A 15,310-nucleotide genomic window follows, 5' to 3' on the forward strand; every position below is an offset into this window, starting at 1 on the left:
CCTTCCCGCGGTTGCATCCCCGCCTGGGCGCTCTAGGATTCGACCGATGCGCACCGATCTCGATCATCTGCCACCCGCCAAGCAGCGCGAGCTCGAGCGCGTGGTGCAGATCCTGTTCGAGGAATTCCGCGACGTCACCGCCGCCGCCACGGTCGACTGGAAGCGGCAGGCGCGCATCCTCAAGGTGATCCTCTACGGCAGCTATGCGCGCGGTGGCTGGGTCGACGAGCCGCATACTGCGAAGGGATACCAGTCTGACTTCGATCTGCTAATCATCGTCAACCACGAGAAGCTCACCGACCGTGCAGCCTTCTGGTCCACCGCCGAGGATCGGCTCAACCGCGAACTGGCAGTCACGAAGACGCTGCGCACGCCGGTCAACTTCATTGTCCACACCCTGCATGAGGTGAACGACGGGCTGGCGCATGGCCGATACTTCTTCATCGACGTCGCCCGGGACGGGATCGCGCTTTACGAGAGCGACGGCACCGAGTTGCACGAGCCTAAGCCGAAGACACAGCAGCAGGCGCTGGCGATGGCCCAGGAATATTTCGGTGAGTGGCTGCCTAGCGGAGAGCAATTTTTCGCCACCGCCCGCTTCAGTGGCAATCGCGGCTGGAACAAGAAGGCAGCCTTCCTGTTGCATCAGGCTACGGAGAGCTACTACCACTGCGTGTTGCTGGTATGCACGTTCTACACGCCGCATGTTCATAACCTAGGCTTCCTCCGCACCCAGGCGGAGCGGATCGATCCGCGTCTGATTGATGCGTGGCCTCGCGACACCCGCGCCGACCGCGGACGCTTCGAAAAGCTCAAGGAAGCCTATGTGAAGGCGCGCTACTCCAAGCATTACCGAATCACCGAGGTAGAATTGTCCTGGCTCAGTGAACGCGTGGAAGTGCTCGGCCTCACGGTGCAACTCATCTGCGAGGAGCATATCGCCGCGCTCGAACGCAGTTCCGCAGCCTGAGGCGAAAGTGTTTTTCTGCTACATGGCAACTAAGCCCACCAACTATTTCCGTTCGCCGAGCCGTCGGCCAAGCCCGAAGGCCGCCATTCAGTAATTCTGCGTTGGCGGGCAAAATGGGTCGAACCCGGACTGGCCCCTTTTGGGCTCACGTATGGTGTACGCGGCCTTTTGTTCATTACTCACGCAACGGCAGCTTCGCGCCAATGTCGGTCACTCAGTGACCGAGCGGCGCGCCCTAAGATCGGTCGTTCATCTATATGGCTAGCGCGCTGTCGTATGGATGCGCGGCTTCTCAAGATTGGCCTCAGATGATACCTACAGGCAGCGTGATCGGTTTGTAGACGGCACGCTTTTTTTCGCCCAACTGCCACAGCACGTCGATTACCTGCAGATAAGCCACGACTAATTCGTCGCTGTCGCTAATGATGCCCGCTGGCTCGGTCAGGCACTGGCGATTCGCGGGATCACGGTGGAACCGCCCGAAGTCTGCCTTCCACACGTCGCATTCGACCGCATTCTCGGCCAACTCCTTCACTACGTCAAACCAGTCCGAACGCTCTCGCACCGGATCGACGTCACGCCAAAGCAGCACGGTAAGCATCCCCTTCCGCTCGCCGATGAAGACGATCGGCCATAGCAGACCGTGCATGTGTAGTTGCTCGGCGAAGGCGATCACGCGGGTGTCGTGGTCCTCGTCCCAAACGATGGCGAAATCATGGAAGCGTCCGCTGTCGCGGAAGTCGCCGTCCAGGTCGCGCCACTCGACGCTGCGGAACACGGAATAGTGGGTGCCGCGGCCTAAGTCACCGACGGGTTCAGCCTGATCATACAGACATGCTAAAAATTGCGAATATATCGATGGTGTCATCATGTTTGCTCCTTGTCAGGATCATCGCGGCTTCCGCCACAGCGCTCAGGCTTTCGGCCGAAACGCGCCTGGATCTTACAGGGTCTTGCAACGGCTACAAGAACCTGTGCTGGCGAGTCAGTAATTGACGGATTAATGCTGGATTAGCCGGGAACCGATACTGTGGGTTGCGTCGTTCCGAGGCTCGATGCTCAGCAATCGATTCCCTGCCGATGCCAACTAGCGCGAAGTTCGATGCAGCCCCGTTGTCATCAGCGTCCAGCAGAAGACCGACCGACCCATATCATCGGCGGTGCACCACTGTGCCCTTGACCGCGCCATGAGGAGTCGCGAAGCATCGGTCCGGGGGCTAACGCGATGAACATCGAGACCAAACCAGCGAGGCATAGCGCTCCGGGACAGTATCTCGGCTTTGCTCTCCAACCGGTTCGTGCCTTTTATCATCTGCTCACTGCGGCGAAGGGCGCCAAGGTATCACTTGAGTTCTTGGACGATGTGGCGGTTCATTACGCCGATGGCACCCTATGCCTCGAACAGACAAAGAGTGCCCTCAAACAGAATCCAATCTCAGATTGGGCGAACGACCTTTGGAAGGCCGTCGACAATTGGTTGACGATGTTGAAGGCGGGTGAATGCGAGGCCGGCAAGACGCGCTTTCGTCTTTACGTTGTACCTAAGAAGAACGGCGAACTGGCGCGAGCGCTATCCTTGGCGGGAACGCCTGGGGACGTCGCGACGGTCATCACCACCGTCAGGCAGAAGCTCGCCAAACTTAAAGAGGCTCCGGCTTGTGTAGGCTATCTTCAGCCGTTGCTCGACGCGACAGAGGAACAGCAGACTGCGATCATCGCTAATTTCGAGTTGGAGAGCGATGCACCCGAGCCGTTGGAGGTGATACGGACCCGATTGAGGCCGGTGGTCCCCGAGAGCGTGATCGACCTTCTTTGTCGCTCGGGTATCGGTCAGGCCAAGCAGGCCTTCGATCGTCTTATCGAACGCGGCGAAACACCAATCCTCGATGCGGACACATTCAAACAAGCCTATGGCGCGTTCCTGCGCCAGAACCTGATGTCGGGTTTCCTGCCCGCCTTGAGCGAGGCGCCGACCGAAGATCTGGTAACCGACATCATGTCGACGCGCCCCATCTTCATTAGGCAACTCGAACTTGTCGAAGCCAGCAATGATGACCAACTTCGCGCTGTCGGCGATTTCCTGCGTGCCTCAGCCGACAAGGCCGAATGGGCCGACCGTGGCTTCATTTTCCCGGGCAGCCTTGATGAATGGGATGATGGCCTCGTCCACCGGCATAGCCTGGTGCGCGGTGACGTTGCAGATCTTCACGGTACCAAACCTCCCGAGGTCCAAGGTCGGTTGGCCTATCGCTGCTGCGCCGGTCACCAGGCGCCGCTAGAAGGGCGCGTTGTGCCCGGTCACTTCGTCCATGGTAGTTTCAATGATCTCGCCGATCGCCGACGGCTTGGCTGGCATCCGGAATATAAGACGCTCTTGAGTGACGACGTCGGATGAGCCTCACGACGGCAGCCGGGCTCAACGAGTTGGACATTGTCCAGAACCCGGCACTTGGCGCCTTCCTGATCTGGCATTTCGCGCTCGGCTATCAGGAGGACGGCGTCGACGACGCCCCGATCGCACTTGCCTTCTTGGTCCTGCCGCTTCTGCTCCACCGGCGGACCTTCGATGAAGTCGCGTCCACGCGGAAGGCGTCGGGACTTCCCCTCTTCGCGGCCAAGTTCGACAAGGACCGCGAGGCTCTGATGGCTCTGCATGGAAGGACTCTCCAGCTGCGGGCTCTGAGTCTGCAGTCGATCGGAATGGCGGCCACAACACGGCTCGTACGCGTCGACTATGGGGCCGCGATGATCCACGCCTTTCCACAGGATCTGCTCGACGTGAAAAAACCGGTCCTGCCGGAACGGCTCAAGGGCTTCGGGCCGGCGTCAGGCAAGATTGGCTATTGGTTCTCGAGGCTTGGCCTGGCGCAGATAGCGTCCACTCTCAGGATCGACTTCTAATGTATTTCCAGTTGCGAAAGCTGATCCTGTGGCCTCGCGATGACGGGGAACCGAGGGTTGTCACCTTCACGCCCGGCGTTGTCAACGTGATCAGCGGAGCGTCGAAGACAGGCAAGTCGGCGGTCATCCCGATCGTCGATTATTGCCTGGCGTCCGACAAGTGCGCGATCCCGGTTGGGGTGATCCGGGAGAATTGCAGCTGGTTCGGCATTGTCATCGATACGATCGAGGGACAGAAGCTGCTCGCCCGCCGGGAGCCCGGGGATCAGCAGGGCACGCGCGACATGGTGCTGATCGAAGGCGACGATATCGCCGTGCCGCACAGCATCGAGAGAAAGGACAGCTCTGTCCCTATCGTGAAGGCAATGCTCAATCGGCTTGCCGGCCTCACCAATCTCGATTTCGAGCCTGAGACCGACGGCGGGTATAAGTCCCGGCCGAGCTTCCGTGACCTCATGGCGTTCACGTTCCAGCCGCAGAACATTGTCGCCAATCCCGACGTTATGTTCTTCAAAGCGGACACCACCGAGCATCGCGAGAAGCTGAAGACGATCTTCCCCTACATACTCCAGGCGGTCACGGCCGAGGTTCTCCAGGCGCGCTACGAACTTGATCGGCTTGGGCGAATTCTCCGACGGAGAGAAATCGACCTGAGGTCGCTGGTAAGCGCGGGAAACACGTGGCGGCAGGAGGCACAGACTTGGTTGCGGCAGGCAGTCGAACTTGGCCTATTGCCATCAAATCAGGTAATTCCAATGGAATGGCCCGACATTCTGGACCTACTTCGACGCGTGGTTTCGTCGAACGCCGCCGCGGCACATCCGAGCATCCAGGGTATCGACGCGGCATTGACCCAGCTTCAGGCCCTCAGGACGCAGGAGAGCGAGGTATCTGCCGACTTGACACAGCATCGCCAGCGACTGGGCGAGTTGCGCCGGCTGATCGAGAGCAGCGACGCCTATGGCAGCGCGATCCGCATCCAGCGTGATCGTCTCTCGCTGTCCGAATGGATGAGAGGGCTGCTGCCGCCGGACAGACCGGACGACACGCTCGCCATGCTCGGGGAAGGTGGTCGCAAGAAGGTCCTTCAACTGAGCGATGCGCTTGCTGCACTTGAGGTCAGGTTGAGGACGCACCCCAGCGTCTCGGATACCCTCGACAAGGAAGTGCTTCGCCTTCGTGCGGCTACCGAAACGTTGCTCGTGCGTCTCAACGGGATTCGACGCGAGATAGGCATTCTCGAGAAGAATTCGTCACAAGCCAAGCAAACTATCGATCGCTTCGATCGCATGGAGAGATTCCTCGGCCGCCTCGAGCAAGCGCTCCTTCTCTATGATCGGACGGATCAATCGGCCGGGCTTCGTCAAGAAATCGATGGACTTAAAAGGCAGATCTCCGAATTGCAAAAGGTGGTTTCGGAGAGCGAGATCGCCCGCAAGATGCGCAACGCCGTGGACAGTGTTGAGGCGGAGACAGGACGCTTCGTGCCGAAACTCGACGCGGAATGGCCTAACGCACCGGTCCGCCTGATGGTCGATGATCTCACCGTGAAGGTCGTCCGTGGGACGCGTGACGATTATCTGTGGGAGATCGGTAGCGGCGCCAACTGGCTTGCCTATCACGTGGCCCTCACGCTAGCGCTGCAGACCTTTTTCCTTGCTCTGCCGCATCATCCCGTGCCGGGTCTGCTCATCTATGATCAGCCGAGTCAGGTGTATTTCCCGCGGCGTGCGGCCGGAGGCAATCGTGACGATGATGATCCGGTCGTCTGGCGAGATCAGGATGTGGTGGCGGTGCAAAAGGTATTCAAACTTCTCGGAGAGCAAGTCCGAGCCGCTAACACGCGCCTGCAGGTCATAGTGCTCGATCACGCCGATGAGGAAGTCTGGGGCGGGATCGATGGCGTAATACTGACTGAAGAATGGTATGACCGCGCGCTCGTTCCTGTGGACTGGTTAGCAGACTAGGGCGACGTCGGCTCGTTCGTGATCGGATCTCAGTCGGGGTCGCCGAAACAAAATATCAGACCACGTACATAGCCCAGGAGCCAGCAAGGCGTTATTCTAGCGCCATTTTATACGGCGAAGCAGATTAGTTAGCAGAAAACCTGGGAGCTTGCTGTGCATATTGAATTGCTGAGGCTGTGGAATTTTCGGAGCTTCGCCTCCAGCAACCCCGACCTTGAGCTCTTTCTAGGTCCGCAATCGACCGACGTCAGCCTCGAACCGGAGACGAGCGTCTTCATCGGCCGCAACGGTGCGGGCAAAAGTGCGCTGATCCAGGCGCTGCTTCGACTGTTCGGCGAGACGCGGGACGAACGCAGCGTCCAGCCATCCGATTTCTTCGTACCCCCCAACGAGCGGCTCGAGACCCAGCCGCTCCGCCGGTTGTTCATCGAGGCGGTGCTGCACTTTCCGGAACTCGCGGCCGAGGGCGACGACGCTGACAAGACCGTGCCGCCCGCCTTTCGCCATATGGTGGTCGAGAGCGAGGGCGCGTCGCCCTATGTCCGCATGCGCCTCGAGGCCAGTTGGCAGCTGGCGGGTACGCTCGACGGCATCGTCGAGGAATCCCTGTACTGGATCCTTGGCGCCGGGGACGTGCCGTTCGGCGACGGCGATCCGCTGATCAAGAAGAAGGTCTCGGTCAGCGAGCGCGGCCATGTGCTCGTCCGCTATATTCCCGCATCGCGCGACATCACCGCCTTGACGCAGCTGACGGTCCGCAGCCTCGGGCGCAGCCTGATGAAGGCGATCAAATGGGAGAAGAAGGAGCAGATCGACGCGCTGATCGCGCAGGCCTCGGGCGAACTCGATCAGGAAGGCGCCCTCAAGCGCGTTAACACGGCGATCAATGCGTGCTGGTCGCAGCTCAACACCGCCGAAACCGGGACGGTCGCTCGGCTGTCGGTCCTGGCGCCCGATCTCCAGCAGATCGTCCGCTCGGCGACGATCATGCTCAATCCATCCGCGACCGGCCGCCCGATGGCGGTGGAGGAGCTCAGCGACGGCCAGCGCTCGCTGTTCCACTTCGCTCTTGTCAAGGCGTTGCTCGACCTCCGCCTCGAGCTCGAAGGCGAAGTCGCGAGCGGCGCGAACCCACCCTTCCAGCCCGAGTTCTCTCGGGCGCCGGCCCTGACAATCTTCGCGTTCGAGGAGCCGGAAAACCACCTCTCGCCTTTTTTCCTGTCGCGCTTACTCACCGAGCTTGCGAGCCTTACGGGTACGGCTCGTGTCCAAGGTGTCGTCACCAGCCACGCCCCGGCGATCGTCGGCCGCATCGAACCGACCGCGGTGCGCCATGTCCGCCGCGTCCATGGGACGGGCATCTCGCATGTCGCTAGGCTCGCGCTCCCCATCGGCGACGCCGATGCTGCCAAGTTCGTCCGCGAGGCAGTGCGCGCGCATCCCGAAATCTACTTCGCACGCCACGCGATCTTCGGCGAGGGGCCATCGGAGGAGATCGTGATCCCGCGCCTCGCCGAGGCGCACGGCATTCCAATCGACCGTTCGTTCGTCGCGATCGTGCCGATCGGCGGCAGGCACATCCAGCATTTCTGGCGGCTCGTCGAGCAGCTCGGCATCCCGCACACCACCCTGCTCGACCTCGATCTCGGCCGGAGCACCGGCGACAACCTCCAGTTCAAGTCCGTGGCCAAGGCGCTGCAGGACTCGTCGCGCCTGCTGTCCGAAGTGGAGCGTCAGGACGTCGCCGCTGCGCTGTCGAATGTGCGTCCGGTCGTCCCTGAGGGCGGCAAGGTCGATGTGGGTTTCTTTACCAACTGGAGCAAGGCGTTCGAGGGCCAGGGCATCTTCATGTCGGGGCCGCTCGATCTCGACATGCTGATGCTGTCGGCGTTCCAGAGCGCGTATAAGAAGCTGCCAGAGGGGGCGACCGGCCCGCAGAACTGCGACGATCCCGCCCGGCAGGAAGCCGCTGGCAAGCGTGTGCTCGGCGATGGCGGCCTCAGTCTCGCGGCCTATGCCAATCTGCCCGAGCGAGCGCTGTTCCCCTGGTACGCCTATCTATTTCTCGGCGCACGCGGCAAACCGGCGGTGCATCTCGCCGCGCTGGGCGAGCTCGATGATCTCGACATCGAGCTAGCCTGTCCGCCGGTCCTATACCGGCTGATCAAGCACGTCCAAGCATCGCTCGAGGCGCCGCTGGCATGATCTCTGCCACCGATTGGGTACCCATCGGCGTCGGCGAGATGGAGGACGCGGCGCTCGCGGCGGTCCGCTCCGGCGGCAGCGCGCTCGTCGTCGCCGGCCCGGGAACCGGCAAGACCGAATTGCTCGGCCAGCGCGCCGCCTATCTCTTCCAGACCGGAACATGCATCTATCCGCGGCGCATTCTCGCGATCAGCTTCAAGCGTGACGCCGCGACCAATTTGCGTGACCGTGTCGGGCGTCGCTGCGGTCCGGCGCTTGCCCGGCGCCTCGATTCGATGACCTTCGACGCCTTTGCCAAGCAGCTGCTCGACCGCTTCTGGCGCGCCTTGCCCGAGCATGTCGCGCTGGCCGGCGGCTATGGCATCGCGCCCTTCCTAAAAAGCGCATACCTCGCGGACCTTCAGCGGTCGACCGCGGATGGCCTCGACCGGCCCGGCCACCCCGCTCATTGGGCCAAGACGCTGATCGGCAAGCAGCCCGAGCCGAGCGGGATCCACGGGGTGACGATGGATGCCTTCTACAAGTCGGTCCAGTCGCTGTGCCTGCATCCGCTCGACATCAGCAGCTACGGCGCGTTTCTCCAGCTGGTCCAACTGCGCACCGCGCTGGTGAGTCCGGCGCCGATGCTGGGGTTCGCAATGATCGGCCGGCTCGCTCAGGCGATCGTCAACGCAAATCCGGAAGTGCGGCGGGCGATCTGTGCGACCTATGGCCATGTCTTTCTCGACGAGTTTCAGGACACGACCTCGGTCCAGTACGGCCTGATCGAATCGATCTTCAAAGGCTCGGCGGCAAAGCTGACCGCGGTCGGCGACGACAAGCAACGGATCATGGGCTGGGCCGGTGCACGGATGGACGCCTTTGCCGCGTTCGAGGCCGATTTCCTGGCGACGCCGGGCGCACGCGCTAGGATCAGCCTGACCCGCAACTATCGCAGTAATCAGCGTATCGTCGCGATCCTCAATACGCTGAAGGCGCACCTCGCCCCGGCCGAACCCGACTTCGTCGCGGTCCGGCCAGCCCCGGATCTGCCCGACGAGAAGATCTGTGCGGTCATGGTTGCCGACGATGCGGGCGCGGAAGCCGAGGCGATCGCGGCATCCGTCGCCGGCGTGATCGCCGAGGGCGTCGACCCGCGCAGCATTGGCCTGCTGGTGCGCCAGAAGTCGGTCGACTGGGAGCCCCGGATCAAGGCCCGCTTCGATGCGCACGGCCTGGCATTCCGCAATGAGGATCGCGACGTCGGTGGTGCGTCGATCCAGGATCTCATGACGGAAAGCTATTCGCAGATCGTTATCGACTTTCTCGACCTGCTCACCCGTCGGCATGGCGGGCTTCTCTGGAATGTCGCGATGGGCCACGCTGCCGCCGTCGCCAACCTTACGCTCGATGACGAGGAGGCGGTCGAGCGCGAGCTTGCCTTGCGCCTTGACGAATTCCATCGCGCCCACAAGATCGGTGCCACCGAGCAGATGACGGCCGGGGCGATCGCGGCCAAGATCGCCGCGATCGAAGCGTTTCTTGGGCTGGAGCGCCTGCGCGGAGTCGCGCCGCAATATGGCACCGGCGACCTGTTCGTCCGCATCCGGGCCGCGACATCGGCCTTCCTCGCCGAATGCGCAGCGCAGCCCGGATCGTGGCAAGATCTGCTGTTACGCTTCCGGGGCGTGGGCCAGACGCCGCTCATGACGATCACCAAGAGCAAGGGTCTCGAATACGACCTAGTCATGCTACTCGGCCTCAACGATTCCGAATGGTGGAGCTTCGACAAGGATCCCGTCGAGGGTCATTCGACCTTCTTCGTGGCCGCCTCCCGCGCCCGCGAACGGCTGATGATGACGCGGTGCGGCTATGATCGCAGCGCCAAGATTCGTGAGATCTTCGACCTGCTCGACAAGGCCGGGGTCCGACAAATTAGGGTTTAGCGCATACAAAGGCGCGGTAGAGCGCGACACTCCACTACTAATCTATCGGCGCCGGCAAGGTGACGCGCCACACCGCGCTTACGTCGATACGCCAGCCCGGGAAGGGCAGTTATCCCCGTGTGTTCCTCCGAAAGCCGCCAGTCAGCAGTCCGCGCAAGAACCTCCATCGTGGCATCTAACGAGCCAGAAGGCTGGAACTGGGCCGCTTGCCGACCGGCAGCTTCCAGACGAGCGTTACACCAAATCTGCCACTGCCCGCTCCTGGCGCGGAGGGGCAACTATCGACCAAAGCCGGCCGCTCTTATCTGTGCGAGGGCGACGTCCGGTTTCGCCTAAAGTGATTGATCGCGCAATTTGTGTCACGAGCGGGAGCTTGCCTGTAACTAGATCGGATCATTCGAACGGGGCGCTCCACTTGAAACTTGCGGCGCAGCGGCTATCGCTGGTCGGCGCTGGGGGAGCGGAACTGAATGGACGAAGATGACCACCTGCGCGACTTTCCCGCGCTGCTTTCAGCTATCGCGGAAGGGCGTCGCGAGGCGACTACGGGGATCTTGGAGGAGGCCGCAGCGTTTCTGCGCGTCAAGACGCTGCTAGCTGCCGGTTCCGACCAGGAGGGATCGCTCGAACCCTCGCTCGAGCATCCCGGATATCTCAGCCGCAAGATCGATGGACGGCCGATCTTCGTTCCCTACAACCTTGCAGGTGTCTTCCCGGCCTCCGATATAGTGCAGGACGTCATGAAGATTGCCGACCGCATCTCCCTACATCCGAACGATCCGGTGTGCATCAGCGGCAGCACGACCTTCCTCGGTAAACTCGAGGAGATCGGCGACCTGGATTTTTGCGAGTACCATTTGGCCGGACTGAACGGTCTAGCGGAGCACGCGGCCGATGTCTGTGAGCGCGAGGACATCCCGCTCATTTGGCTAAAGTTCGGCGACACGCCGCTGAAAGGTCCCTGGGCAGGACGTCGAGACGAGATCAAGAAGCTCGTTGGAGGTTCCGACGAGGTGCGAATGAAGTTCGACTTCCTTTCGGAGGGTCCACGCGGACTGCTTCCGACCACGTCGGTTGTCATCGCGACCAACGACGACGAGGTGGCGGCGCGACACAGCTTCGCCTACCAGGAGGCGGTCGTCGCCGGCGCCGGTCCGGTCCGAAACCTTGTTTCGCCCGCTCGCTTTGGCGAATACGTCAACTGGCTACGAGGCGAGATTCGGAAGCTGGCGACCCCCTCGTCCGAACGCAACGGCTACCCGGCCAAAGCCCTCAAGCGGGCGCTCTCCCTCCTGCTCATCGCCGGCAGGGAGAATGACACCGACGAAATCATCGAGGAGTTGCATGGAAGCGAACTTTCGTCGATCGTGATGCAGGTCAGGCTGGATGAGATCGAACGAATGCTCAACGACCTCCCGGAGGATGTCTCCGACCGCTTCGTGGACGCATTCAACGAACTGAAGGGTGGATTTGAACACGTGCTTGATGAGGACATCGACGAAGCGTTGGACGCGGCCCGCGAGCTAGCCCTCGCGTCGCTCGACATCGTCGAGGAGGAGTTCAGACGATATGCCTGAGGCCCAGGTTACCCGCACTGATCTCATCGATCAGATCGTCGTGCTCTCGCATGCACCGAAAGGCCGGACGGAGGCCACGCGTGCTCGTTTCATGAAGCTCGAGACCGCACAACTCGAAGAGATGCTCCACGGACTGCAGGGCGCCATGTCGCGCATGCGCGAAGCGAAGAAGTCGCCCCTGCGCAGGGAGGCCATGTCGGATGCCGAAGCGCGGCGCGACAAGGCGCTCGCTAGGATAAGGCGCGTTTCCGCATCCATCCGCGAACGCCGCCAAGTGGTAACGCCAGAAGCGGCTGCCACGATAGCATTATCTACTGAGACCATGGTCTCAGTGCTTCGATCGTCGGCCTCCAAGGAGCCCAAACAGACCCTCGCGCCCTCGCTCCACTTCTGGACGGAAGTCGACGAAGCCACTCGCGGGCACTACGTCTCCGACTTCGAACGCCTTGTTGCCGCCCGTGTGGCGGAGACGATACACCTGATGAAGGTCACGGATCGTGCGGGCAGCGTTGATCTGGAGCAGTGGATCACCGACGAGCCGGCTTTCGATCAGTATATCAGGTTCGTCCTGGACAAGACGTCCAAGGACACAATGCGTCTCATGGGCCGACATTTGCCGAGCAAGGTCTTCGGGAGCCGAGTGGCCAAGACCCTCTGGCAGCACGACGTCGCGCTCCGCACCGGTGCATTCGACCCAGTCTTCATAGTCGAGGCGAAGCCCACGCTCATCTCGACGCGGGCGACCGAGGGCCTCGCGAAGCTCCTGGTCTACGCTACGGCCTTCAATACTACGCGTATCCTTTCCGTTGGTGGGCCGGGAAGCGTCGGGGGCTTCCTCTCGGCCGAACTGGCCCTCAAGAAATCGAAGAGCCATGCTCTCCAGAAGCGCTGGCTCGCCGCTGATGTGAAGGGATTCGCAGAGCAGTTCTCAGAGAACGAGCGCGTCGTCATCGTAGCGGACGTCGCTCCATCCTTGAACGTTCTCGAGGACATCCGCGGCTCGCTCATGCACTATGCACCGACCGCCCAGCTTTCGATCGTCGCTCTTGCCGGTCTTGCCGAGACACGGGAGAGGCTCGAGGAGCGCGGACCCGTCTACTTCCCGTATTTGAGCACCGGGCGTGACGTTACGCTCCCTTGGCACACCGGCGGCGAATACAAGCGCGAAAAGAACAAGCATCGGTTCGGCCACAGTCGACCCGATCCGTTTGTTATCATGAAGGATTTCATGACGAGCGTAACTTCGGGTCTCCGCGCGATGATGAGCAAGGCCGCCCGCTAGTCCGCCTACAGCGCCCTCACGCCTTCACATGCCGTCGTGACATCCTCGACGAAGGACTTCGATCAGTTGCTTGCGACCGAACGGACCACGTCGGCGGACAGCCTCTACCGTCAACGGCGCGCATGCGTTCAGCAGATGAGCCGCGTAGCCGCCGAGGCGGCGGTGAACGAAGGTCTCGTTTTGAGAGGTGCCAAAGAGCGCTCGGACGTCCACTTTTGGGTCGCTCATACCGTCGCCGGCAGGCCCAAGCATCCTTTCGTGGACCTTGAAAGCGGAGGTCTCATGCTCAGTTGGCCTTCAAATCTGGGTATCTTTAAGTCTGGGAAGGCTTTGGCCGCATTTAATGGTCAGCCGGCATGATCACTGAGTCCTGCCAGGAGAATCCTACGAAAATCATCAACTGCACGATCGTCGAAGTCGGGCCGCGGCTGTATAATCTAGGGCGGAGACTTCAAACGGCAAGTATCGATTAAATCTCGCCTTGCCCGCCACCAAGGGTTAGGCCTGCATGGCGCGGACCGACTGTGCTGTCTCGCCTTCCAAAATGATGGCCGCCGCTTCCGCGAAGTCGCTCACCTGATGGTCCGGGCCAACCTTTTCCTTGTCCGGCGTCCAGCGTGGGACGAAATTACCTGGAAAATAGATCGTTCTGAGACCAGCCTCCTTAGCCGGAGCTATGTCTCTATCGAGTTGATCGCCAACCATGTAGGCGGCTGCTGGATCGCCGGTGAGGCGCACAATGCGCCTGAAAAGATCAGGGCGCTTCCTTCCTTCGATCACGCGAGTGAAGTGGCCCGCCAGGCCGAGCTTGGCCGTGGTCTCCTCTACCCTGATGCGCGCAGCTTCGGTCACGATGAGGACCGTGGCGTTCGCCTTCTCCAGCATCATCAGGCCCTCGACCACGCCTGCCCGTAGTGCTGGCGGATGCTTCAGCGCCGCGAAGAAGCGCTTCACCAACAAGCCCTCATCGACGCTTGCCGGCATAGAGGGAAGATGATTCGACCAGGCAGCACGCGCGGCTACCTCACTCGGCTGTCCCTGCAGTGCAAAGACGAGCGCACGCACTAGAAGATGAGGGGGGTAGCGTAACCCATCATGATGCCGCGCTGCGATCGCTTGATCGCAAGCACGCACGAAATCCAATCGATTGCCAGTTGGCACCCGCAGCCCAGTTGCCGCTTCCACCTGCTCCAGGAGCGCTAACTGCGCGCTCGCGAACACCTGATCGGTATCCCAGAGCGTGTTGTCGGCGTCGACAAAGACGGTAATTAATCCCTTGATCCTAATCATGAGGAGCGCCCTTTTTGGCGTTGTGCTTGGGTGCAACTGTGTTCTGAGGAAAGGCCAGCGGCTCGGTGAATTTACTAGGCGGCGGTGGCGCCGCCTTGCCCGTCGGGGACACCTGTGGTGTTGCAGGCGGGGCAGGGGCTTCACTGGCGGACGAAACGGGCTTTATCTCGATGGGCGCGCCTGAAGAATCGACATGGATAACCATCGGCTTCGCCGGTGGAGGCGTCACGCCTATCCCGACGATGACAAGGCTCGTCAGCCAAAAGAAGAGACAGGTTAGCGACGTCGCAAGCAGTCGCTGCGCTGGATCGAGGAACCGGAGTTTGTCGGCGGCTTTGGCAGCGATGAGATAGGTCTCACCAACGAGATCTCGGAAATAAGCTTGTTTGAGCGCAGGATCGAGAACGGGGTCGACATTCTGCTCCGAACCCGCGTGCGGGGTGACAAAGGTCAATGCCCAGGCCTTTGGCCGAACGCGCAGAATTCCGCGATAGAAAAGCCGCGAGCGCGGCAGGCCGTCGTCACGCGACACTTCGCCGTCATGGACATATTTAAAGCGGGTTCGGGTCGCGTGAAAGGTGATGAGCGCGCCGAACACCGCGGAAAGCACGAAGGCTCCAAATAAGACGTAGCTTGCGCCAAGAAGCAGTTGGGAGCGGAGCGGTTGCGCTGCGAAGCTGGACCGGGGATAGGCATCCAGCATGCGTGCGAAGAGTACGCCCGAGAACGCGGTGAGGAATGTCGTCACTGTCAGCAGGCGAGTAGCCTTCTGATCTTGATACTCCGTCTGATCCTTGACCTCGTCTAGGCTTTGGCGAGCGAGTTTGATCGCATCATCGAGCCGATCCTTATCGACATCCTCCGTTGCTGGCAGACATGTCCAATGCGCGGCCGCGTCGACAAACTCCCGCATCAATGCGTCAGTGTGGAGCAGCCTCGGCTCCCCACCTTCCAACACCCGCGGGTAATGGTCGATTTCATGACCGAGCAGCGCGTGATAAATCGCCTTTATTGGCGACAACGGCTTGCTGGCCTGGTCCTTCGTGGACACCGGCGCTTCCGCTTCCTGATTGGTTTGCTCGGCCTCACTCACAATTGCTGCATAGCCGATCTGGCTAAGGGGCGCGAGTACATATCACGAACGGCGAACTCGCCTCCCGACGTTTGGATTGATATGCGACTAGCTGCAGTTC

The 15,310-nt window shown here is 61.3% G+C and carries 11 protein-coding genes; 8 read left to right on the plus strand and 3 right to left on the minus strand.

Annotated features, from left to right (window positions below):
- Nucleotides 1–46: 46 nt before the first annotated feature.
- Nucleotides 47–970, plus strand: coding sequence for a HEPN domain-containing protein (locus NMP03_RS15355; protein WP_256506361.1), 924 nt, complete (start codon nucleotides 47–49; stop codon nucleotides 968–970).
- Between the two features lie 304 nt (nucleotides 971–1,274).
- On the opposite strand, the gene NMP03_RS15360 is transcribed toward NMP03_RS15355, so the two are convergent.
- Entirely contained in the window at nucleotides 1,275–1,841 is a 567-nt protein-coding gene (locus tag NMP03_RS15360) for a hypothetical protein (RefSeq protein ID WP_256506362.1), read from the minus strand.
- A 354-nt stretch (nucleotides 1,842–2,195) separates the two neighbouring features.
- Here NMP03_RS15360 and NMP03_RS15365 point away from each other — a divergent pair, with 354 nt between their 5' ends.
- From NMP03_RS15365 to NMP03_RS15395, 7 genes are all read left to right on the plus strand, one after another.
- Complete coding sequence (locus NMP03_RS15365) at nucleotides 2,196–3,365, plus strand: ABC-three component system protein (protein ID WP_256506363.1); 1,170 nt, start codon at nucleotides 2,196–2,198, stop codon at nucleotides 3,363–3,365.
- Nucleotides 3,362–3,871 carry a three component ABC system middle component gene (locus NMP03_RS15370; RefSeq protein WP_256506364.1) on the plus strand — a complete coding sequence of 170 codons (510 nt, stop codon included), beginning with the start codon at nucleotides 3,362–3,364 and terminating at the stop codon, nucleotides 3,869–3,871. The genes NMP03_RS15365 and NMP03_RS15370 overlap by 4 nt, the downstream gene beginning before the upstream one ends.
- The gene (locus tag NMP03_RS15375; RefSeq protein WP_256506365.1) at nucleotides 3,871–5,838 is read left to right on the plus strand and encodes a DUF3732 domain-containing protein; all 1,968 of its coding nucleotides are present in this window, start codon (nucleotides 3,871–3,873) and stop codon (nucleotides 5,836–5,838) included. The genes NMP03_RS15370 and NMP03_RS15375 overlap by 1 nt, the downstream gene beginning before the upstream one ends.
- A 153-nt stretch (nucleotides 5,839–5,991) precedes the next feature.
- Nucleotides 5,992–8,043 carry an ATP-dependent nuclease gene (locus NMP03_RS15380; protein ID WP_256506366.1) on the plus strand — a complete coding sequence of 684 codons (2,052 nt, stop codon included), beginning with the start codon at nucleotides 5,992–5,994 and terminating at the stop codon, nucleotides 8,041–8,043.
- Complete coding sequence (locus NMP03_RS15385; protein WP_256506367.1) at nucleotides 8,040–9,968, plus strand: UvrD-helicase domain-containing protein; 1,929 nt, start codon at nucleotides 8,040–8,042, stop codon at nucleotides 9,966–9,968. Before NMP03_RS15380 ends, NMP03_RS15385 begins: the two co-directional genes overlap by 4 nt.
- Before the next feature lie 470 nt (nucleotides 9,969–10,438).
- On the plus strand, nucleotides 10,439–11,545 hold the full coding sequence (locus NMP03_RS15390) for a hypothetical protein (RefSeq protein ID WP_256506368.1): 1,107 nt from the start codon (nucleotides 10,439–10,441) through the stop codon (nucleotides 11,543–11,545).
- Complete coding sequence (locus NMP03_RS15395; protein ID WP_256506369.1) at nucleotides 11,538–12,827, plus strand: hypothetical protein; 1,290 nt, start codon at nucleotides 11,538–11,540, stop codon at nucleotides 12,825–12,827. Before NMP03_RS15390 ends, NMP03_RS15395 begins: the two co-directional genes overlap by 8 nt.
- A 498-nt stretch (nucleotides 12,828–13,325) precedes the next feature.
- Here NMP03_RS15395 and NMP03_RS15400 read toward each other — a convergent pair whose 3' ends face one another.
- Together NMP03_RS15400 and NMP03_RS15405 are read right to left on the minus strand one after the other, a co-directional pair.
- Nucleotides 13,326–14,117, minus strand: a complete 792-nt coding sequence (locus NMP03_RS15400; RefSeq protein ID WP_256506370.1) for an HAD family hydrolase — start codon at nucleotides 14,115–14,117, stop codon at nucleotides 13,326–13,328.
- A complete protein-coding gene (locus NMP03_RS15405) occupies nucleotides 14,110–15,210 on the minus strand; it encodes a hypothetical protein (RefSeq protein WP_256506371.1) in 1,101 nt (366 codons plus the stop codon). The genes NMP03_RS15400 and NMP03_RS15405 overlap by 8 nt, the downstream gene beginning before the upstream one ends.
- Between the last annotated feature and the right edge of the window lie 100 nt (nucleotides 15,211–15,310).

The sequence above is a fragment of the Sphingomonas qomolangmaensis genome (assembly GCF_024496245.1).
Lineage (GTDB): Bacteria > Pseudomonadota > Alphaproteobacteria > Sphingomonadales > Sphingomonadaceae > Sphingomonas > Sphingomonas qomolangmaensis.

Coding starts and splice junctions, on each gene's coding strand:
- NMP03_RS15395 (WP_256506369.1), top strand. CDS start 11,538: ATGCCTGAGGCCCAGGTTACCCGCACTGATCTCATCGATCAGATCGTC.
- NMP03_RS15370 (WP_256506364.1), top strand. CDS start 3,362: ATGAGCCTCACGACGGCAGCCGGGCTCAACGAGTTGGACATTGTCCAG.
- NMP03_RS15360 (WP_256506362.1), bottom strand. CDS start 1,841: ATGATGACACCATCGATATATTCGCAATTTTTAGCATGTCTGTATGAT.
- NMP03_RS15365 (WP_256506363.1), top strand. CDS start 2,196: ATGAACATCGAGACCAAACCAGCGAGGCATAGCGCTCCGGGACAGTAT.
- NMP03_RS15355 (WP_256506361.1), top strand. CDS start 47: ATGCGCACCGATCTCGATCATCTGCCACCCGCCAAGCAGCGCGAGCTC.
- NMP03_RS15400 (WP_256506370.1), bottom strand. CDS start 14,117: ATGATTAGGATCAAGGGATTAATTACCGTCTTTGTCGACGCCGACAAC.
- NMP03_RS15375 (WP_256506365.1), top strand. CDS start 3,871: ATGTATTTCCAGTTGCGAAAGCTGATCCTGTGGCCTCGCGATGACGGG.
- NMP03_RS15390 (WP_256506368.1), top strand. CDS start 10,439: ATGGACGAAGATGACCACCTGCGCGACTTTCCCGCGCTGCTTTCAGCT.
- NMP03_RS15385 (WP_256506367.1), top strand. CDS start 8,040: ATGATCTCTGCCACCGATTGGGTACCCATCGGCGTCGGCGAGATGGAG.